Origin of the sequence: Streptomyces olivaceoviridis (assembly GCF_014650115.1) — a bacterium.
GTDB classification, from domain to species: Bacteria; Actinomycetota; Actinomycetes; order Streptomycetales; family Streptomycetaceae; genus Streptomyces; species Streptomyces olivaceoviridis.
Map to the genome: position 1 here is coordinate 134,907 of NZ_BMUI01000006.1, position 18,475 is coordinate 153,381.

Here is an 18,475-nt window from a genome sequence, read left to right on the forward strand (position 1 = left end):
CTGGACCCATGCGAAGTGAGCCGGTGGTCCAGGTCCAGGCCTTGGTGAAGCGGTACGGCACGAAGACCGCGGTGGACGGCCTCGACCTGGTGGCCCAGCCGGGCGTGACCGCCGTACTCGGCCCCAACGGGGCGGGGAAGACGACCACGGTCGAGACCTGCGAGGGCTACCGGAAACCGGATTCCGGCACGGTGCGCGTCCTGGGCCTCGACCCGGTACGGCAGTCCGCCGAGCTGCGTCCCCGCGTCGGCGTGATGCTCCAGTCCGGAGGCGTGTACTCCGGTGCCCGGGCGGAGGAGATGCTGCGCCACATGGCGAAGCTGCACGCCCACCCGCTGGACGTCGACGCCCTCGTCGAACGCCTCGGCCTGGGCTCCTGCGGCCGGACCGGCTACCGCCGGCTCTCCGGCGGCCAGCAGCAGCGGCTCGCGCTCGCCATGGCCGTCGTGGGCCGCCCGGAGCTGGTGTTCCTGGACGAGCCCACCGCCGGCCTCGACCCACAGGCCCGCCGGGCCACCTGGGACCTGGTGAGGGACCTGCGCGCCGACGGCGTCTCGGTGATCCTCACCACGCACCACATGGACGAGGCCGAGCAGCTCGCCGACGACGTCGCGATCATCGACGGCGGCCGGGTCATCGCCCAGGGCTCCCCGGAGGAGCTGTGCAAGGGCGGCGCCGAGAACACCCTGCGCTTCACCGGCCGGCCCGGCCTCGACGTCGGCTCCCTGCTCAAGGCGCTGCCGGCCGACTGCACGGCCGCCGAGCTGACCCCGGGCTCCTACCGGGTCGTCGGCAAGGTCGACCCCCAGCTGCTGGCCACGGTGACGTCCTGGTGCGCCCAGCACGGGGTGATGCCCGACCGGATCTCGGTGGAGCGGCACACGCTGGAGGACGTCTTTCTTGAGCTGACCGGCAAGGAGCTGCGCTCATGACCACGGCGGGTACGTACACCCCGAAGCCCGGAGCCGCACCGCTCCCCCGCATGATCGCGGCGCAGGCGGCGCTGGAGACGAGGATGCTGCTGCGCAACGGCGAGCAGCTGCTGCTGACGGTGGTCATCCCGACCCTGCTGCTGGTGCTCTTCAGCTCGGTCGACATCGTGGACACCGGCAGGGGCGAGGCCGTCGACTTCCTCGCCCCCGGCGTCCTGGCCCTGGCCGTGATGTCGACGGCGTTCACCGGCCAGGCCATCGCCACCGGCTTCGAGCGCCGCTACGGCGTCCTGAAGCGGCTCGCCTCCTCGCCGCTGCCCCGCTGGGCCCTGATGACCGCGAAGACGGCGTCCGTGCTGGTCACGGAGGTCCTCCAGGTCGTCCTGCTGACCGTCATCGCCTTCGCGCTGGGCTGGTCCCCGCACGGCGACCCTGCCGCCGTCCTGCTGCTGCTCGTCGTCGGCACCGCCGCCTTCTCCGGGCTCGGCCTGCTGATGGCGGGCACGCTGAAGGCGGAGGCGACGCTGGCCGCCGCCAACCTGGTCTTCCTGCTGCTGCTCGTCGGCGGCGGGGTCATCGTGCCGCTGGAGAAGTTCGGCTCGACGGGTGAACAGGTCCTCGGTCTGCTGCCGATCTCCGCCCTGTCGGACGGCCTGCGGGACGTGCTCCAGCACGGCGCCGGCATGCCCTGGGGCGACCTGGGGATTCTCGCCGTCTGGGCGGTGGCCGGCCTCGCCGCGGCCGGGAAGTTCTTCCGCTGGGAGTGACCCATGCCGCACGCGTCGGGGCGGACCCTCGTGAACGCGTGCACAAGCGGCGGCCTACGATGGTGCGCGTGCCAAAGCTGAACCGCGCCGACGTCGAAGCCGCCCTGCGCAACCCGCTCGCCTTCATCGCCGACCGCTGGACCCCGGACCCCCGGACCGTCCGGCGGGCGGCGCTCGCCGCGCTCGTGATGTCGGTGGTGATCGTCGTGACCGGCGGCGCCGTCCGCCTGACCGGCTCGGGCCTCGGCTGCCCGACCTGGCCCACCTGCACCGACGACTCCCTGACCACCACCCGGGCCATGGGCTTCCACGGGGTCATCGAGTTCGGCAACCGCATGCTGACGTACGTGCTGTGCGCGGCCGTCGGCTGGGCGATCATCGCCGCCCGGGCCCAGAAGCCGTGGCGGCGCGGCCTGACCCGGCTGGGCTGGGCCCAGTTCTGGGTGGTCATGGGCAATGCCGTGCTCGGCGGCATCGTCGTCCTGGTCGGCCTCAACCCGTACACCGTCGCCGCGCACTTCCTGCTCTCCACCGCCCTGATCGCCATCGCCACGGTGATGTGGGAGCGCGCGCGGGAGGGCGACGGGGCGCCGCGTCCGCTGGTCGGCCAGGCGGTGCGGCAGCTCGTGTGGTTCCTGGTACTGGCGTCCGTGCTGCTCATCGCGGTCGGCACGGTGGTGACCGGGGCCGGGCCGCACGCCGGCGACTCCAGCGAGGTCGCCCGCATCCCGATCGACTGGGAGACGGTCGCCAAACTGCACGCGGTGCTCGCGTGGATCGTGGTGACGCTGACGTTCGCCCTGTGGTTCGTCCTGAAGGCGGTCGACGCGCCGAAGGGCCCCCTGGCCCGGACCCGCGAGCTGTTCGTCGTGCTGCTGGCCCAGGGCGTGATCGGTTACGTGCAGTACTTCACGCACCTGCCCGAGGTCCTCGTCGCCCTGCACATGCTCGGCTCGTGCCTGATCTGGATCGCCACCCTGCGCGTCCTGCTGTCGCTGCGCGAGCGCCCGGAGGCCGCCCTGGACCTGCCGGGCCCGGCGGCCGAGGTGCCGGTCGGCACCCGCGCCTGAGTCATCCGTACGTGGTGACGAGGGCGTCGATCGCCGGCCCCAGATAGGCGCGGGTCAGCCCGGCCCGGCGGGTGGGCCAGTCGGCCGGGGCCGGGGCGGGGGCCGGGACGGCGTAGCGGCGGCGGATGACATCCTCGACGACCTCCGCCGGAGCGCCCAGCGCCGCGAGCTCCGCCAGGGCCTCCCGCTTGGAGATCAGCCGGCCCTCGCGCAGGGTCACGGTCGCCCGGGCGAAGGTCAGCAGGCCCAGGTCGACCCAGATGTCCTGCCGCCACAGCCGGGCCTTGTCCACCGCCGGCCGCCAGTAGTCGCGCTGGTCGCGTACGACGAAGTCGGCCAGCTGCCCGTCCGGCACCGGCGGGAGCAGCGCCGCCGGGGCCTCGCCGTACAGCACGCGTCCGAAGGCGTGCAGCTCGCGCCGGGTGACGGGGGTGACCGGGCGGCGCGTCACCCGTTCGTGTGCCCAGGTGAGGTGCGAGCGGTCCGCGTCGTGCAGGGTGGCCGGTGTGAGGTAGCTGCAATGGAGCTTCGCCGCGAGGGGTTCCCCGCGCCGCCCGCGGTGCAGGGCCACGAGCCGTCGTACGGTCCCCAGGGTCAGCGGGCCCGGCAGGACGGCGATCAGGTCGAGGTCGCTGCGGCCCTCCTGGTAGTCGCCGCCGGCCAGTGAGCCGTGCGCCCAGACGGCGCGGGGCCGCAGGGGCAGCAGGGCGTGCAGGAACCCGTCGAGCAGGGACGCGGTCGTCATCCGCTCAGTCTGGACGGCTCACCCCAGTCCGTACACCCGTCGCGCGTTGCCCGCCGCGATCATCTTCGCCACCCGCCGGGCGTCCTCCGGGGACCAGGCGCCTTCGGCGACCCAGTTGCCGAGCACGCGGCCCAGCGCCTCCCGGAAGAGGCGGGCGCCGACGACGTGCAGTTCCGGCAGGCCCCGCGCGCCGGTGGAGAAGAGGATCTTGCCGAAGGGGGCCAGTTCCAGGATCTCGGCGAGGACCGTGGCCGCCCGGGCGCCGGTGCGGACCAGCGCGGCGCCGGAGTCGGCGTAGACGTGCGGGAAGACACCGGCCAGGTGGGCGGCGTGGCGGTGGTACGGATAGCCGTGCAGCAGGATCAGGTCGGTGCCGAGGCCGGCGGTGGCCCGGACGAAGTCGGTGAGCAGCACCGGGTCCGTGCGGTCGATGCGGGAGCCGGGCTCGCCGAGGCCCGCGTGCAGTTGCAGGGGCAGGCCCGAGGCGACGGCGATCCACAGCAGGTGCCGGAGCAGGACGGGGTCGGTGAGCGCCCCGCCGACGCGCCGTCCGGCCAGCCAGCGGCCCGCCGCGCCCCGCACCTCCCCCGGTCCCGGCGGCTCGGGCGCGAGGGCCAGGCCGTGTCTGAGGCCCGCGACGGAGGCGAAGGCGACGGCGGTGGCCGCGGCTCCGTGCACCGACTCGGCGAGGTTGGCGAGGAAGCACTCGACGGTGCCGGAGGTGTCGGCGACCTGCTCCGCGAGCGGTTCGAGCCGGATGATCTCGCGGGCCTGGGCCGCCGCCGCGGAGGCCAGTTCGGCGGGGCCGGTGAGGTCGCCGGGCAGCCCCGTGTCGACCAGGTACGTCGTGATGCCGCTGCCGCGCAGCAGTCTGCGGCCCGACTCCAGGACGCCCAGTTCGCGGCGCCGGGCCAGGTAGCGGGCGGGCGGGCAGTGCGGTTCGAGGCCGAGCAGGGGCGGGCACCAGCGCCGTACGGCGAAGCCGGTCTGCGTGTCGAAGAGGGTGGTGCCCGGGGCCGGGGGTCCCTCGGTGCGGGACAGCTGGGCCTCGAAGGTGCCGAGGCCCAGTTCCGTCCGCAGTACGCCGTGGCAGTACTGGTCCACGAGGGACGGCGTTTCGATCATTCCGGCTCCCCGTGGGACGTGGGCGCGCTGTGCTGCCTCACACGTCCTAACGGGTGATCCGGGGTTCAGGTGGCGGCAGCCGACCCGCAGGAACGCGGCGCCGCGTCTGTGTGCGGCTCCGCCACGGGCGCCACCGGCGCTAGCTGTACAGCTAGCCGCCGATCTGGATACCGGCCATCCGCTTCCACTCGTACGGGCCCGTCCGCACCTTCGCGGCGAACTCGCCGTCGAAGGACTCGTGGACCGTGATGCCCGCCTTCTCGACGGCCTTCTCGGCGATCTCGTACGTGGGAGCCACCAGGTCGCCCCAGCCGCCGTCCTCGCCGACGAGGACGATGCGGGCGCCGCGTTCACCGATGTGGGCCACCTGGCCCTCGGCGCCGCCGTGGGCCTTGGAGAAGGCGCTGATCTCCCGGGCGAGCCTGGCCACCTTGCGCTCGGCCCTCGCGTCAACCTGCTGCGTGTCTGCCATGACCAGGATGCTACCGACGGGTAGGTCAGCTGGCGAGGTCAGGGCTCTGTGACCTGCGCCCGCCGTGTCTCAGCGCAGGAACGGGTCCACCGCGATCGCCACGAACAGCAGCGACACATAGGTGATCGACCAGTGGAACAGCCGCATCTCCTTCAGCTTCGCGCCCGTGACCTCGGCCTTGGCCCGGTTCTGGAGCGCGTGCGCCTCCCACAGCCACCAGCCGCCGGCGGCCAGCGCGACGGCCGTGTAGAACCAGCCGGTGTAGCCGAGGGGGGTGAGGAGCAGGGAGACGGCGACCATGACCCAGCTGTAGATGACGATCTGCCGGGCCACGACCTTGTTGGAGGCGACGACCGGCAGCATCGGCACGCCCACGCGGGCGTAGTCGTCCTTCACCTTCATGGACAGCGGCCAGTAGTGCGGCGGGGTCCAGAAGAAGATGACCAGGAACAGGATGACCGGCGCCCAGGAGAGCGAGTTCGTCACGGCCGACCAGCCGATGAGCACGGGCATGCAGCCCGCGATGCCGCCCCACACGATGTTCTGCGCCGTACGCCGCTTGAGGAGCATCGTGTAGACGACGACGTAGAAGAGGAGCGCCCCGAGCGAGAGCCAGGCGCTCAGCCAGTTGACGGTGAGGCCGAACAGCAGCGTCGAGACCACCGCGAGGGTGATGCCGAAGACCAGGCACTCGGGCGGGCTGACCATGCCCGTCACCAGGGGCCGCTGCGAGGTGCGGTCCATCAGGGCGTCGATGTCCCGGTCGATGTACATGTTCAGCGCGTTGGCGCCGCCCGCCGACAGATAGCCGCCGACGCAGGTGAGCAGGACCAGCTTGAGGTCGGGCACGCCCTGCTGCGCCAGGAACATCACCGGAACGGTGGTGATGAGCAGCAGCTCGATGATCCGCGGCTTGGTCAGCGCCACGAAAGCCTTGACACGGGCTCCGAACGGCCGATGAACCGGGCCTTGGCTCGCAGCCCCGAGCGCACCCTCCCCCAGCGCCTTAAGGGCCTGGGAGGTGCCCCCAGGACGGGATTCGACGGCCGTCACGCACACCCCTGACAGAGACATCCCAGCAAGCCCCCCGTATGAAGTCCCGGTAAAGGCTCGCGCGTACCACGCCACTTTAGACGTTGCCCATACCCCGCCCTTCGCGGGGGTGGGGTCGTGTTGACGCACGTCCCATAAGAGGGGTCCCCGCACTCGATTGAGCGCTCAGATGACCGGCGCCGTATTCATGTGCCAAATGCCGTTCCCGGCCGGTCGGGAGGCGGATCGCACGGACTCCCGGCAGTCTGGAAACACTCGAAAAAACGCACGTCCTTACGGGGGTAGGCTCGACAGCGGCCGGCGGGCGACAAGCCCGTCGGCGGCCGGGTGGGCGCATGCCCCGACGACCGGCGACCGACATGTGGAGAGGAGCCCTGACCCAGGGTGAGCACCAAGCCGACCACCACAGACCTTGAGTGGACCGAGCTGGACCAGCGGGCCGTGGACACCGCCCGTGTCCTGGCCGCAGACGCCGTACAGAAGGTCGGCAACGGCCATCCCGGTACGGCGATGAGCCTGGCCCCGGCCGCCTACACCCTCTTCCAGAAGGTGATGCGGCACGACCCCGCGGACCCGGAGTGGGTCGGTCGCGACCGCTTCGTGCTGTCCGCCGGACACTCGTCCCTGACCCTCTACACCCAGCTCTACCTGGCCGGCTTCGGCCTGGAGCTGGACGATCTGAAGTCGTTCAGGACGTGGGGCTCCAAGACCCCCGGCCATCCGGAGTACGGGCACACCAAGGGCGTCGAGACCACCACGGGCCCGCTGGGCCAGGGTGTCGCCAACGCGGTGGGCATGGCGATGGCCGCCCGCTACGAGCGCGGTCTGTTCGACCCGGAGGCCCCGGCCGGCGAGTCCCCCTTCGACCACTTCATCTACTGCATCGCCGGTGACGGCTGCCTCCAGGAGGGCATCTCCGCCGAGGCGTCCTCGCTGGCCGGCCACCAGAAGCTCGGCAACCTGATCCTGCTGTGGGACGACAACCACATCTCGATCGAGGGCGACACCGAGACGGCCGTCTCCGAGGACACCGTCAAGCGGTACGAGGCCTACGGCTGGCACGTGCAGCGCGTGGAGGCCAAGGAGACCGGCGACCTGGACCCGCAGGCGATCTTCGCCGCGATCCAGGAGGCGAAGCGGGTCACGGACCGGCCGTCCTTCATCGCGATGCGCTCCATCATCGCCTGGCCGGCCCCGAACGCCCAGAACACCGAGGCCGCGCACGGCTCGGCGCTGGGCGAGGACGAGGTCGCGGCCACCAAGCGCGTCCTCGGCTTCGACCCGGAGAAGTCGTTCGAGGTCACCGACGAGGTCATCGCCCACACCCGCAAGGCGCTGGAGCGCGGCGCCGAGGCGAAGTCCGGGTGGGAGAAGTCCCTCCAGGAGTGGCGCGAGGCCAACCCGGAGCGGGCCGCCGAGTTCGACCGGATCAGCAAGGGCGAGCTGCCCACCGGCTGGGAGGAGAAGCTCCCGGTCTTCGAGCCCGGCAAGGGCGTCGCGACGCGTGCCGCGTCCGGCAAGGTGCTCCAGGCGCTCGGCGCGGTGATCCCCGAGCTGTGGGGCGGCTCCGCCGACCTCGCCGGGTCGAACAACACCACCATCGACAAGGACAGCTCGTTCCTGCCCGAGGGCAACCCGCTGCCCGAGGCCAACCCGTACGGCCGCACGATCCACTTCGGCATCCGCGAGCACTCGATGGGCGCGGAGCTGAACGGCATCACGCTGCACGGCAACACCCGGGTCTACGGCGGTACCTTCCTCGTCTTCTCCGACTACATGCGCAACGCGGTGCGCCTGTCGGCCCTGATGCACCTGCCGGTGACGTTCGTGTGGACGCACGACTCCATCGGCCTCGGCGAGGACGGCCCCACCCACCAGCCGGTCGAGCACCTGGCCTCGCTGCGCGCGATCCCGGGTCTGAACATCGTGCGCCCGGCGGACGCCAACGAGACCGCCATCGCCTGGCGCGAGATCCTCAGGCGCTGGACCAAGGAGTTCGGCAAGGGCCAGCCGCACGGCCTCGCGCTCACCCGTCAGGGCGTGCCGGTGTACGAGCCGAACGAGGACGCGGCCAAGGGCGGCTACGTGCTGTTCGAGGCCGACGGCGGCGAGCCGCAGGTCATCCTGATCGCCACCGGTTCCGAGGTGCACGTGGCCGTCGAGGCACGTGAGCAGCTCCAGGCCGAGGGCGTACCCACGCGTGTCGTCTCGATGCCGTCCGTCGAGTGGTTCGAGCAGCAGGACCAGGGGTACCGGGACTCCGTGCTGCCGCCGTCCGTGAAGGCCCGGGTGTCGGTCGAGGCGGGCATCGGTCTCACCTGGCACAAGTACGTGGGGGATGCCGGCCGCATCGTTTCCCTGGAGCACTTCGGTGCTTCCGCCGACGGCAAGGTGCTCTTCCGGGAGTTCGGCTTCACCGCCGAGAACGTGGCCGCGAAGGCGCGGGAATCCCTCGCCGACGCTCAGCGCTGACGCTCATATACGACACGTAGGAGATGTAATTCCATGACAGACGCACTCAAGCGCCTCTCCGACGAAGGCGTCGCGATCTGGCTGGACGACCTGTCGCGCAAGCGGATCACCTCCGGCAATCTCGCCGAGCTGATCGACCAGCAGCACGTCGTGGGCGTCACCACCAACCCGACGATCTTCCAGAAGGCGATCTCCCAGGGCGACGGCTACGACCAGCAGCTGTCGGACCTCGCCGCCCGCAAGGTCACCGTCGAAGAGGCCATCCGCATGATCACGACGGCGGACGTCCGCGACGCCGCCGACATCCTGCGGCCGGTCTTCGACGCGACGAACGGCCAGGACGGCCGGGTCTCCATCGAGGTCGACCCGCGCCTGGCGCACAACACCAAGGCGACCGTCGCCGAGGCCAAGCAGCTGGCCTGGCTGGTGGACCGCCCCAACACCCTGATCAAGATCCCGGCCACCCAGGCGGGTCTGCCGGCGATCGCCGAGACGATCGGCCTCGGCATCAGCGTCAACGTCACGCTGATCTTCTCCCTGGAGCGCTACCGCAAGGTCATGGACGCGTACCTGACCGGCCTGGAGAAGGCGAAGGAGCGGGGTCTCGACCTGTCGAAGATCCACTCCGTGGCGTCCTTCTTCGTGTCCCGCGTGGACACCGAGATCGACAAGCGGCTGGACGGCATCGGCACCGACGAGGCCAAGGCGCTGCGCGGCAAGGCCGCCGTCGCCAACGCGCGTCTCGCCTACCAGGCGTACGAGGAGGTCTTCTCCTCGGACCGGTGGAGCGCGCTGGAGAACGCGGGCGCCAACAAGCAGCGTCCGCTGTGGGCGTCGACCGGCGTGAAGGACCCGGCGTACCAGGACACCCTGTACGTCACCGAGCTGGTCGCCCCGAACACGGTCAACACCATGCCGGAGGCCACGCTGGAGGCCACCGAGGACCACGGTGAGATCACCGGCGACGCCATCTCCGGGACCTACGAGCAGGCGCGTGCCGACCTCGACGCGCTGGAGAAGCTCGGCATCTCGTACGACGACGTCGTGCAGGTGCTGGAGGACGAGGGCGTCGAGAAGTTCGAGGCGTCCTGGACCGACCTGCTGAAGTCCACCCAGGCGGAGCTTGAGCGCCTCGCCCCTTCGGAGGACTGACTTGTCACCCGTTTCCGGTTCCGGAGCGAACCCGCTTCGTGACCCGGCCGACCGACGGCTCCCGCGTATCGCGGGGCCGTCGGGCCTGGTCATCTTCGGCGTCACCGGCGACCTGTCGCGCAAGAAGCTGATGCCCGCGGTGTACGACCTCGCCAACCGGGGTCTGCTGCCGCCGGGCTTCTCGCTGGTGGGCTTCGCCCGCCGCGACTGGGAGCACGAGGACTTCGCCGAGGTCGTCCACGACGCGGTCAAGGAGCACTCGCGTACTCCGTTCCGCGAGGAGGTCTGGCAGCAGCTCATCCAGGGGATGCGCTTCGTCCAGGGCACCTTCGACGACGACGAGGCATTCGAGCGGCTGCGCGCCACCATCGACGAGCTGGACAAGGCACAGGGCACGGGCGGCAACTTCGCCTTCTACCTGTCCGTGCCGCCGCGCTCCTTCCCGGTGGTCATCCAGCAGCTGAAGAAGCACGGTCTGGCCGACCAGACCGGCGGTTCCTGGCGGCGAGCGGTCATCGAGAAGCCGTTCGGGCACGACCTGGAGTCGGCCGAGGAGCTGAACAAGGTCGTGCACGAGGTGTTCGAGCCGGAGCAGGTCTTCCGGATCGACCACTACCTCGGCAAGGAGACCGTCCAGAACATCCTGGCCCTGCGCTTCGCCAACCAGATGTTCGAGCCGATCTGGAACCGGTCCTTCGTGGACCACGTCCAGATCACCATGGCCGAGGACATCGGCATCGGCGGCCGGGCCGGCTACTACGACGGCATCGGCGCCGCCCGGGACGTCATCCAGAACCATCTGCTCCAGCTCATGGCCCTCACGGCCATGGAGGAGCCCGCCTCCTTCGGCGCGGACGCGCTGGCCGCGGAGAAGGAGAAGGTGCTCGGCGCCGTCCGGCTGCCGAAGGACCTGGGCGCCGACACCGTGCGCGGGCAGTACGCGGCGGGCTGGCAGGGCGGTGAGAAGGTCATCGGCTACCTCGAAGAGGAGGGCATCGACCCGAAGTCGAAGACCGACACCTACGCCGCGGTCAAGCTGGAGATCGACAACCGCCGCTGGGCGGGCGTCCCCTTCTACCTGCGCACCGGCAAGCGCCTCGGCCGCCGGGTCACCGAGATCGCGGTCGTCTTCCAGCGGGCCCCGCACTCGCCGTTCGACACGACGGCGACCGAGGAGCTGGGCCAGAACGCGATCGTCATCCGCGTCCAGCCCGACGAGGGCGTCACCGTCCGCTTCGGCTCCAAGGTGCCGGGCACCTCGATGGAGATCCGGGACGTCTCCATGGACTTCGCCTACGGCGAGTCGTTCACGGAGTCCAGCCCGGAGGCGTACGAGCGGCTCATCCTGGACGTGCTGCTCGGCGACGCCAACCTCTTCCCGCGCACGGAGGAGGTCGAGCTGTCCTGGAAGATCCTCGACCCGGTCGAGGAGTACTGGGACACGCACGGCAGGCCCGCGCAGTACAAGTCGGGCACCTGGGGTCCCGTGGAGGCGGACGAGATGCTCGCACGAGACGGACGGAGCTGGCGCCGGCCATGAAGATAGACCTGACCGACACCACCGCCGGAGCGATCAACAAGGCGCTCGTGCGGGGCCGCCGCGCCATCGGCACGCCCGCCGTCGGCATGGTGCTGACCCTCGTCCTCGTCACCGACGAGGAGAACGCCTACGACGCCCTGAAGGCCGCCAACGACGCCTCGCGCGAGCACCCCTCGCGCACGCTGGTGGTCATCAAGCGGGTCTCCCGCTCCCTGCGCGACCGCACGTCCTCGCGTCTGGACGCCGAGGTGCGGGTGGGCGCGGAGGCGGGCACCGGCGAGACGGTCGTCCTGCGTCTGTACGGCGAGGCCGCGGACCACGCCGACTCGGTGGTCCTGCCGCTGCTGCTGCCGGACGCGCCCGTCGTCGTGTGGTGGCCGGTGAACGCCCCGCTCGACCCGGCGAAGGACCCGCTCGGCGCGCTCGCCCAGCGCCGGGTCACCGACACCTACACGGCCGAGGAGCCGGTGCGGGAGCTGTCGGCCCGCGCCGAGGCCTACACGCCGGGCGACACCGACCTGTCCTGGACGAGGATCACGCCGTGGCGCTCCATGCTCGCGGCGGCGCTCGACCAGGTCACCTGCGAGGTGAAGGCCGTCGAGGTGGAGGGCGAGGAGTTCAACCCGAGCTGCGAGCTGCTGGCGATGTGGCTCGCGGACCGGCTGGACGTACCGGTGAAGCGCTCGCTGTCGTCCGGTCCGGGGCTCACGGCCGTCCGCATGGACACCGACTGCGGCCCGATCGTGCTGGACCGGGCCGACGGCTCGCTGGCCACGCTGTCCATCGAGGGCCAGCCGGCCCGCGCGGTGGCGCTGAAGCGACGGGACACCGCCGAGCTGATCGCGGAGGAGCTGCGCCGGCTGGACCCGGACGACACCTACGCGTCGGCGCTGCGCTACGGCGTGGACCGGCTGAACACGGTGCCGCGGCAGGCGTCCGAGGCGCCGGCCGGGGATGCGGGCGCCGGGTCCGCCGCCGAGCCGGTCGCCGTACCGGAACCGGTCGAGGAAGCGGCCAAGGCCCCCGCGAAGAAGGCGGCGGCCAAGACCGCGAAGAAGGCACCGGCGAAGAAGGCACCGGCGAGGAAGGCGACGGCGAAGTGAGCACTCCGCAGCTGGTCGTCCACCACGACAAGGAACTGATGGCGCAGGCCGCCGCGGCCCGCCTGATCACGAAGATCGTGGACGCGCAGGCCTCCCGGGGCACCGCGTCCGTGGTCCTCACCGGCGGGCGCAACGGCAACGGTCTGCTGGCCGCGTTGGCGGCGGCTCCCGCCCGGGACGCCATCGACTGGGGCCGCCTCGACCTGTGGTGGGGCGACGAGCGCTACCTCCCCGAGGGCGACCCCGAGCGCAATGTCACGCAGGCCCGCGAGGCGCTGCTGGACTCCGTGCCGGTGGACCCGGAGCGCGTGCACGCCATGCCCGCCTCCGACGGCCCGCACGGCGCGGACGTGGAGGCGGCGGCGGAGGCGTACGCGGCGGAGCTGGCGAAGGCGGCCGGTCCGGAGAACCACGGCGCGGTGCCCACCTTCGACGTCCTGATGCTGGGCGTCGGCCCGGACACCCACGTGGCGTCGCTCTTCCCGGAGCTGCCCGCGGTCCGGGAGACCGAGCGCACGGTGGTCGGCGTCCACGGCGCCCCCAAGCCGCCGCCCACCCGGATCTCCCTCACCCTCCCGGCGATCCGCGCGGCCCGCGAGGTCTGGCTCCTCGCGGCCGGCGAGGACAAGGCGGAGGCCGTGGCCATCGCCCTGTCCGGCGCGGGCGAGATCCAGGCGCCGGCGGCGGGCGCGTACGGCCGTTCGCGCACGCTGTGGCTGCTGGACTCGGCGGCGGCTTCGCAGCTGCCGAGGTCGCTGTATCCGCCGGCGTCCGCCTGACGCACATGCCGGTGTAGCCGCGGCGGGGGTTCCGGCCCCCGCCGCCGCTATTTCACCGACCCGGCCATCACGCCCTGCACGAAGTGCCGCTGGAACGCGAAGAACACCACCACCGGCACGATCAGGGACAGGAACGCGCCCGGGGCGAGCACGTCGATGTTGCTGCCGAACTGGCGGATCTGCGACTGGAGTTCCACGGTCAGCGGCTGTGACGAGCTGTCCGCGAACAGCAGGGCGACCAGCATGTCGTTCCAGACCCACAGGAACTGGAAGATGGCGAGCGAGGCGATGGCCGGGCGGCCCACCGGCAGGACCAGACGCGTGAAGATGCGCCATTCGCCGCCGCCGTCCATCCGTGCCGCCTCCAGCATCTCCTTCGGCATCTCCGCGAAGTAGTTCCGCAGCAGGAAGACGGCGAAGGGCAGACCGTAGGCGACGTGGAAGAGGACGACGCCGGGGATCGTGCCGAACAGGCCCAGCGCGCCGAAGAGTTTGGCGACGGGCAGCAGGCCGATCTGCACCGGCACCACCAACAGGGCCACCACCAGCAGGAAGAGGGGCTCCCGCAGCGGGAAGTCCAGCCAGGCGAAGGCGTATCCGGCGAGGGCCGCGATCACGACGACCAGCGTGGTGGCCGGCACCGAGATCAGCACGGTGTTCCAGAAGGCCTGGCTGATGCCCGCGTTCTTCAGCAGCGCCGAGTAGTTGTCGAAGGACAGCTGGCCGGGGCCGGCCAGCGCCGTCCACCAGCCGCCCTTCGCCGTGTCCTGGGCCGAGCGCAGGGAGGACAGGAACAGGCCGGCCAGCGGGGTCAGCCAGACCAGGCCGATGACCACCAGGAAGGCCTGCACCAGGCCACTGCCCAGGCCGCGCCTGATCGCGTTCATCGCTGACTCCTCATCGTTGACTGTTGCGGAAGCGGCGGACGTTGAAGACCATCGCGGGGATCACCAGGAGCAGCAGGAGCACGCCGAGGGCGCTGCCGAGACCCTGGTCGTTGCCGCCACCGAAGGACACCAGCCACATCTGGGTGGCGAGGACGGTGGCGTCCTCCTGCACCGGGCCGGGCGCGATGATGTAGACGAGGTCGAAGACCTTCATCACGTTGATCACCAGGGTCACGAAGACCACGGTGAGCACGGGCGCGAGCAGCGGGACGGTGATCCGGCGGAAGATCTGCCACTCGTTGGCCCCGTCCATCCGGGCGGCCTCCAGCGCGTCCCGCGGGAGCGTGGAGAGGCCCGCGCCGATCAGGACCATCGCGAAACCGGTCCAGATCCACAGGTAGGCGCCGATGATCGCGGGGGTGACGAGGGTCGGGCCGAGCCAGGAGACGCCCTGGTAGGGCGGGGCGAAGTTCGACTCGGGGAGCTTCACCGTGTACGGGCCCGCCGTGAGCCCGGAGAAGCGGAAGGAGCCGTCGGCGGCGGTGGTCGCGCTCGCGACCGTCTCGCCGTCGCGCACCGCCTCCACCTTCATCCCGGGCAGGCCGCTCTCCTTGGCGTCGACCTTGCCCTGCCTACCTCCCCCGCCGGGGGTGAAGTCCAGGTAGACGACACCGCGCAGTTCGCCGGGCGCGGCCTTCCGCGCCGCCGCCGTACGGGCGGGCGAGGCGTCGCCGGGCAGGTCCTTGGGCAGCACGCCCACCATCGGCAGCGTCACGGTGTCGCCCGCCGAGGCGGTCGTACGGTAGGAGCCGTCCCGGTCCTGGGTGAGCACTCCGGTGCGGCCACGGGCCGTCGGGTAGGTCGACGTGCCCTGGAAGGCGTCGTGGACGGAGACGACGCCCGCGTTGAGCACGCCCTTGTCCGGGTCCTCGTCGTAGGCGAGGCGGAAGATGATGCCGGCGGCGAGGAAGGACACCGCCATCGGCATGAAGAGGAGCAGCTTGAAGGCCGTCGCCCAGCGGACCTTCTCCACCAGGACGGCGAGGATCAGGCCGAGGCCGGTGAGCAGGGCGGGGGCGACGACGACCCAGATGGTGGTGTTGCGGATGGCCTTCAGCGTGGCCGGGTCGCGGAACATCTCGGTGTAGTTGTCGCCGCCGACGAACCGGGTGCCGGAGGCGTCGAAGAAGCTGCGGCCGACGGAGAACAGCACCGGATAGACGACGAGCGCGCCGAGCAGGAGCAGCGCGGGGAGGACGAAGAGCAGGGCGATCAGCCGGGTGCGGCGCCGGCCGCGGCGCGCGGGCGCCGGGCCGGCGGCGGGACGCGGGTCCGCCTGCTGTTTCACGACGGTGGGGGCGGTCATGGTGTGCCGCTCAGCCCTGGTAGGCCTTGGCCGCGGCGGCTTCGAGCTTCGCCGCCGTGCCCTTCGGGTCCGACGGGTCGCGCAGGAAGTCCTGGAGGAGCTTCCACTCGCCGGTGCCCTTGGTGCCGCCGAAGGCCGCCGGTGCCTGGTCGGACATGTCGAAGCGGACCGAGTCCCCGGCGCCCACGAGGGACTTGGCGGTGGCGCGGGTGACGTCGTCGCCGTACGCGGAGAGGTTCAGCTTCTTGTTCGGGGACAGGAAGCCGCCCGCCTGTGCCCACACGGCCGCGGCCTCGGGGGTGGCCAGGTACTCCAGGAGCTTCATGCCGGCCTTGGCGTTCTTGCCGTCCTTGAGGACGACGGCCGCGTCACCGCCGCTGACGACGGGTGCCGTGCCGGCGCCGACCGCCGGGAAGGGGAAGAAGTCGGCCTCCTTGCCGATGGCCTTGCCGTACTGGTCGTGGGCGACGCCGGCGACGAAGTCGCCCTCGTAGACCATGCCGGCCTCGGGCTTGGGGCCGAACACCTTCTCCACCGAGCCGGGGAAGTCGGTGTTCAGGGCCCCGTTGTGGCCGCCGGCGATGAGCTGCTTGTCCTTGAAGAGCTTGCCGAGGGTGGTGAGCGCCTTGACGACGGACGCGTCCGTCCACTTCAGCTGGTGCGCGGCGAGGGCGTCGTACTTCTCGGGGCCCGCCTGGGAGAGGTAGATGTTCTCGAACCAGTCGGTGAGGGTCCAGCCGTCCTGTCCGGCGACCGCGAAGGCGGCGAGGCCGGAGTCGGATACGGTGTGCCCGGCCTTGAGCAGCTCGTCGTACGTCTTCGGCGGCTTGACCCCGGCCTGGGCGAGGGCGTCGGGGCTGTACCAGACGGTGGACTTGTGGGCGGCCTTGAAGTAGAGGCCGTAGAGGGTGCCGTCGACGCTGCCGTACTTCTTCCACACCGGCGCGTAGTCGGCGTCGATGGTCTGCTGGGCGGTCGGCGAGAGCGGCCTGAGCCAGCCCTTCTGCGCGAACTGCTTCAGGACGCCGACCTGCGGGACCATGACGACGTCGGGCGCGTTGCCGCCCTCGATCTTGCTGCCGACGACCGTGGAGACGTTGTCGCCGGTCGACACGAACTGGGTCTTCGCGCCGGTCTTCTCGGTGAAGGCGTCCAGCACCTTCTGGAAGTTCTTCTGCTCGCTGCCGGACCAGACACCGGCCACGGTGACGGTCTGGCCGCTGAGCGCCTTGTCGCCGCCGCCCGCCGAGACGGGGCCGCCGCCGCAGGCGGTGGCGCCGAGGGCGAGGGCGAGGGCGGTGCAGCCGGTGAGCAGGGTCGTGCGTCGTCGCATCATCGTTGACGGACCTTTCATCAGGGACGGGGGATCACAGGTCGTTCAGCCACCAGGCCGCCGTGGCGCCGGGCAGGACGCCGGGCGGGCAGGGGCCGCTGGAGAGCAGGGGGGTGCCGGGGGCCGGCGCGGGGGCGGGGGCCGTACCGAAGTTGACGGCGCAGACCAGGCCGTCGCCGCGGACGAAGGCGAGGACGTCCGGCGGGGTGTCCAGCCAGCGCAGCGTGCCCTCGCCCAACTGGGGCAGGGACGCGCGCAGTTGGAGACCGTCCCGGTACAGGTGCCAGAAGGATCGGGTGTCGGCGAGGGCGCGGTCGGTGGCGTACTCGGCGAAGTACGACGGCTGCGGCAGCCAGGGCTTGGCGCCCTCCACGCCGGAGGTGAAGCCGAACGGGGAGGCCTGTCCGGACCAGGGCAGCGGCACCCGGCAGCCGTCGCGGATGCGGGCGCGGCTGCCGGTGCGCCGGAAGATCGGGTCGGTGAGCACGTCGTCGGGCAGGTCGACGACCTCGGGCAGGCCCAGTTCCTCGCCCTGGTAGATGTACGCGGCTCCGGGCAGCGCCAGCATCAGCAGCGCGGCGGCGCGGGCGCGGGCGGCGCCGAGACCGCTGCCCCCGGTGGCCGGTTCTCCGTAGCGGGTGACGGTGCGGACCTGGTCGTGGTTGTTGAGGACCCAGGTGACCGTGGAGCCGGTGCCGGCGATGTCCTGCATGGCCTCGGAGATGACCTTGCGGAAGGCGTCGGCGTCCCAGGGGGCGCCGAGCAGGTCGAAGAAGAAGGCCTGGTGGAGCTCGTCCGGGCGGACGTACAGGGCGTGTTCGCGGGCGGTGGGGACGGAGACCTCGCCGACGAGCAGGCGTTCCAGGCCGTCCCGGTCGGCGTACTCCTCGCACAGGGAGCGCCAGCGGCGCCACACCTCGTGCACCTCGGGCTGGTTCCAGGCGAGCGGGTTGACCGAGTCGCGGGTGCGGGCGTCGGCCTCCGGGTCGTCGGAGTCGGGCAGTCCGGGGTGCTTGAACAGACCGGCGGCGACGTCGATGCGGAAGCCGTCGACGCCCCGGTCGAGCCAGAACCGCAGGGTCCGGTCGAACTCGTCGGCGATCTCGGGGTTGCGCCAGTTCCAGTCGGGCTGTTCGGGCGTGAACATGTGCAGGTACCACTGGCCGTCGGGGACCCGGGTCCAGGCGGGGCCGCCGAACATGGCGTGCCAGTTGTTGGGCGGCTCGCTGCCGTCGGGGCCGCGGCCGTCGGCGAAGTGGAAGCGGGCGCGGGCCGGGCTGCCGGGCTCGCCGGCCAGGGCCTCGCGGAACCACGGGTGCTCGCTGGAGCAGTGGTTGGGGACGATGTCGAGCAGCACCTTGATGCCGAGCCGCCGGGCGGCGGCCATCAGCGAGTCGAACTCGGCGAGGTCGCCGAAGAGCGGGTCGACGCCGCGGTAGTCGGCCACGTCGTAGCCGTGGTCGTGCTGCGGCGAGGGGTAGAAGGGGCTCAGCCAGATCCCGTCGACGCCGAGCTTCTTCAGGTACGGCAGCCCGGCCCGGACGCCGGCCAGATCGCCGATGCCGTCACCGGTGCTGTCCAGGAAGCTGCGGACGTACACCTGGTAGATCACGGCGTCCCGCCACCAGTGATACTTACTCAACATGCATGCATGTTAGGTAGGCGTGTCGTGGCGATGT

The 18,475-nt window shown here is 71.4% G+C and carries 16 protein-coding genes; 8 read left to right on the plus strand and 8 right to left on the minus strand.

Translation table 11 applies throughout. From position 1 onward, the window contains the following. Nucleotides 1-8 precede the first annotated feature (8 nt). Genes IE273_RS13965 through IE273_RS13975 form a run of 3 tightly spaced genes read left to right on the plus strand, consistent with a single transcriptional unit; the run spans nucleotide 9 to nucleotide 2,769 of the window. A complete protein-coding gene (locus tag IE273_RS13965; RefSeq protein ID WP_189815487.1) occupies nucleotides 9-932 on the plus strand; it encodes an ABC transporter ATP-binding protein in 924 nt (307 codons plus the stop codon). After that, nucleotides 929-1,699 (plus strand): ABC transporter permease, encoded by a 771-nt coding sequence (locus IE273_RS13970; RefSeq protein WP_189815488.1) that lies wholly within the window; start codon nucleotides 929-931, stop codon nucleotides 1,697-1,699. Before IE273_RS13965 ends, IE273_RS13970 begins: the two co-directional genes overlap by 4 nt. Before the next feature lie 59 nt (nucleotides 1,700-1,758). Next, the gene (locus IE273_RS13975; protein ID WP_189815489.1) at nucleotides 1,759-2,769 is read left to right on the plus strand and encodes a COX15/CtaA family protein; all 1,011 of its coding nucleotides are present in this window, start codon (nucleotides 1,759-1,761) and stop codon (nucleotides 2,767-2,769) included. Nucleotide 2,770: 1 nt separating this feature from the next. Here IE273_RS13975 and IE273_RS13980 read toward each other — a convergent pair whose 3' ends face one another. The 4 genes from IE273_RS13980 to IE273_RS13995 all read right to left on the minus strand — a co-directional run bounded on the left by IE273_RS13980 (nucleotide 2,771) and on the right by IE273_RS13995 (nucleotide 6,185). Then, complete coding sequence (locus tag IE273_RS13980) at nucleotides 2,771-3,514, minus strand: nucleotidyltransferase domain-containing protein (RefSeq protein WP_189815490.1); 744 nt, start codon at nucleotides 3,512-3,514, stop codon at nucleotides 2,771-2,773. An 18-nt stretch (nucleotides 3,515-3,532) separates the two neighbouring features. Further along, nucleotides 3,533-4,639 carry an amidohydrolase family protein gene (locus IE273_RS13985; RefSeq protein ID WP_189815491.1) on the minus strand — a complete coding sequence of 369 codons (1,107 nt, stop codon included), beginning with the start codon at nucleotides 4,637-4,639 and terminating at the stop codon, nucleotides 3,533-3,535. Nucleotides 4,640-4,790: 151 nt separating this feature from the next. Beyond that, a complete protein-coding gene (locus IE273_RS13990) occupies nucleotides 4,791-5,111 on the minus strand; it encodes a hypothetical protein (protein ID WP_014671988.1) in 321 nt (106 codons plus the stop codon). Between the two features lie 69 nt (nucleotides 5,112-5,180). Continuing rightward, entirely contained in the window at nucleotides 5,181-6,185 is a 1,005-nt protein-coding gene (locus tag IE273_RS13995) for a heme o synthase (RefSeq protein ID WP_229887225.1), read from the minus strand. 363 nt (nucleotides 6,186-6,548) lie between these two features. On the opposite strand from IE273_RS13995, the gene tkt reads away from it, so the two are divergent. Genes tkt through pgl form a run of 5 tightly spaced genes read left to right on the plus strand, consistent with a single transcriptional unit; the run spans nucleotide 6,549 to nucleotide 13,210 of the window. Beyond that, nucleotides 6,549-8,636 carry a transketolase gene (tkt, locus tag IE273_RS14000; protein ID WP_189815492.1) on the plus strand — a complete coding sequence of 696 codons (2,088 nt, stop codon included), beginning with the start codon at nucleotides 6,549-6,551 and terminating at the stop codon, nucleotides 8,634-8,636. 33 nt (nucleotides 8,637-8,669) lie between these two features. Further along, nucleotides 8,670-9,788: a transaldolase gene (tal, locus tag IE273_RS14005; RefSeq protein WP_189815493.1), complete on the plus strand. Its 1,119-nt coding sequence runs from the start codon at nucleotides 8,670-8,672 to the stop codon at nucleotides 9,786-9,788. A 1-nt stretch (nucleotide 9,789) separates the two neighbouring features. Then, on the plus strand, nucleotides 9,790-11,328 hold the full coding sequence (gene zwf / locus IE273_RS14010) for a glucose-6-phosphate dehydrogenase (protein ID WP_189815494.1): 1,539 nt from the start codon (nucleotides 9,790-9,792) through the stop codon (nucleotides 11,326-11,328). Beyond that, nucleotides 11,325-12,431, plus strand: coding sequence for a glucose-6-phosphate dehydrogenase assembly protein OpcA (gene opcA / locus IE273_RS14015; RefSeq protein ID WP_189815495.1), 1,107 nt, complete (start codon nucleotides 11,325-11,327; stop codon nucleotides 12,429-12,431). Before zwf ends, opcA begins: the two co-directional genes overlap by 4 nt. Next, nucleotides 12,428-13,210, plus strand: coding sequence for a 6-phosphogluconolactonase (pgl, locus tag IE273_RS14020; RefSeq protein ID WP_189815496.1), 783 nt, complete (start codon nucleotides 12,428-12,430; stop codon nucleotides 13,208-13,210). The genes opcA and pgl overlap by 4 nt, the downstream gene beginning before the upstream one ends. Nucleotides 13,211-13,257: 47 nt before the next feature. Here pgl and IE273_RS14025 read toward each other — a convergent pair whose 3' ends face one another. Genes IE273_RS14025 through IE273_RS14040 form a run of 4 tightly spaced genes read right to left on the minus strand, consistent with a single transcriptional unit; the run spans nucleotide 13,258 to nucleotide 18,441 of the window. Continuing rightward, on the minus strand, nucleotides 13,258-14,097 hold the full coding sequence (locus IE273_RS14025) for a carbohydrate ABC transporter permease (protein WP_189815497.1): 840 nt from the start codon (nucleotides 14,095-14,097) through the stop codon (nucleotides 13,258-13,260). Nucleotides 14,098-14,107: 10 nt separating this feature from the next. Continuing rightward, a complete protein-coding gene (locus tag IE273_RS14030; protein WP_189815498.1) occupies nucleotides 14,108-15,463 on the minus strand; it encodes an ABC transporter permease in 1,356 nt (451 codons plus the stop codon). 10 nt (nucleotides 15,464-15,473) lie between these two features. After that, nucleotides 15,474-16,799, minus strand: a complete 1,326-nt coding sequence (locus tag IE273_RS14035; protein ID WP_189815499.1) for an ABC transporter substrate-binding protein — start codon at nucleotides 16,797-16,799, stop codon at nucleotides 15,474-15,476. A gap of 31 nt (nucleotides 16,800-16,830) precedes the next feature. Next, complete coding sequence (locus IE273_RS14040; protein WP_189815500.1) at nucleotides 16,831-18,441, minus strand: glycoside hydrolase family 13 protein; 1,611 nt, start codon at nucleotides 18,439-18,441, stop codon at nucleotides 16,831-16,833. Nucleotides 18,442-18,475: the final 34 nt, after the last annotated feature.

What these genes read in the sequence shown, in the direction of transcription:
- IE273_RS13975 (WP_189815489.1), top strand. Translation starts at nt 1,759, where the DNA reads ATGGTGCGCGTGCCAAAGCTGAACCGCGCCGACGTCGAAGCCGCCCTG.
- IE273_RS13965 (WP_189815487.1), top strand. Translation starts at nt 9, where the DNA reads ATGCGAAGTGAGCCGGTGGTCCAGGTCCAGGCCTTGGTGAAGCGGTAC.
- IE273_RS13985 (WP_189815491.1), bottom strand. Translation starts at nt 4,639, where the DNA reads ATGATCGAAACGCCGTCCCTCGTGGACCAGTACTGCCACGGCGTACTG.
- tal (WP_189815493.1), top strand. Translation starts at nt 8,670, where the DNA reads ATGACAGACGCACTCAAGCGCCTCTCCGACGAAGGCGTCGCGATCTGG.
- IE273_RS13980 (WP_189815490.1), bottom strand. Translation starts at nt 3,514, where the DNA reads ATGACGACCGCGTCCCTGCTCGACGGGTTCCTGCACGCCCTGCTGCCC.
- IE273_RS14035 (WP_189815499.1), bottom strand. Translation starts at nt 16,799, where the DNA reads ATGATGCGACGACGCACGACCCTGCTCACCGGCTGCACCGCCCTCGCC.
- opcA (WP_189815495.1), top strand. Translation starts at nt 11,325, where the DNA reads ATGAAGATAGACCTGACCGACACCACCGCCGGAGCGATCAACAAGGCG.
- IE273_RS13970 (WP_189815488.1), top strand. Translation starts at nt 929, where the DNA reads ATGACCACGGCGGGTACGTACACCCCGAAGCCCGGAGCCGCACCGCTC.
- IE273_RS14040 (WP_189815500.1), bottom strand. Translation starts at nt 18,441, where the DNA reads ATGTTGAGTAAGTATCACTGGTGGCGGGACGCCGTGATCTACCAGGTG.
- IE273_RS14030 (WP_189815498.1), bottom strand. Translation starts at nt 15,463, where the DNA reads ATGACCGCCCCCACCGTCGTGAAACAGCAGGCGGACCCGCGTCCCGCC.
- IE273_RS14025 (WP_189815497.1), bottom strand. Translation starts at nt 14,097, where the DNA reads ATGAACGCGATCAGGCGCGGCCTGGGCAGTGGCCTGGTGCAGGCCTTC.
- IE273_RS13995 (WP_229887225.1), bottom strand. Translation starts at nt 6,185, where the DNA reads ATGTCTCTGTCAGGGGTGTGCGTGACGGCCGTCGAATCCCGTCCTGGG.
- IE273_RS13990 (WP_014671988.1), bottom strand. Translation starts at nt 5,111, where the DNA reads ATGGCAGACACGCAGCAGGTTGACGCGAGGGCCGAGCGCAAGGTGGCC.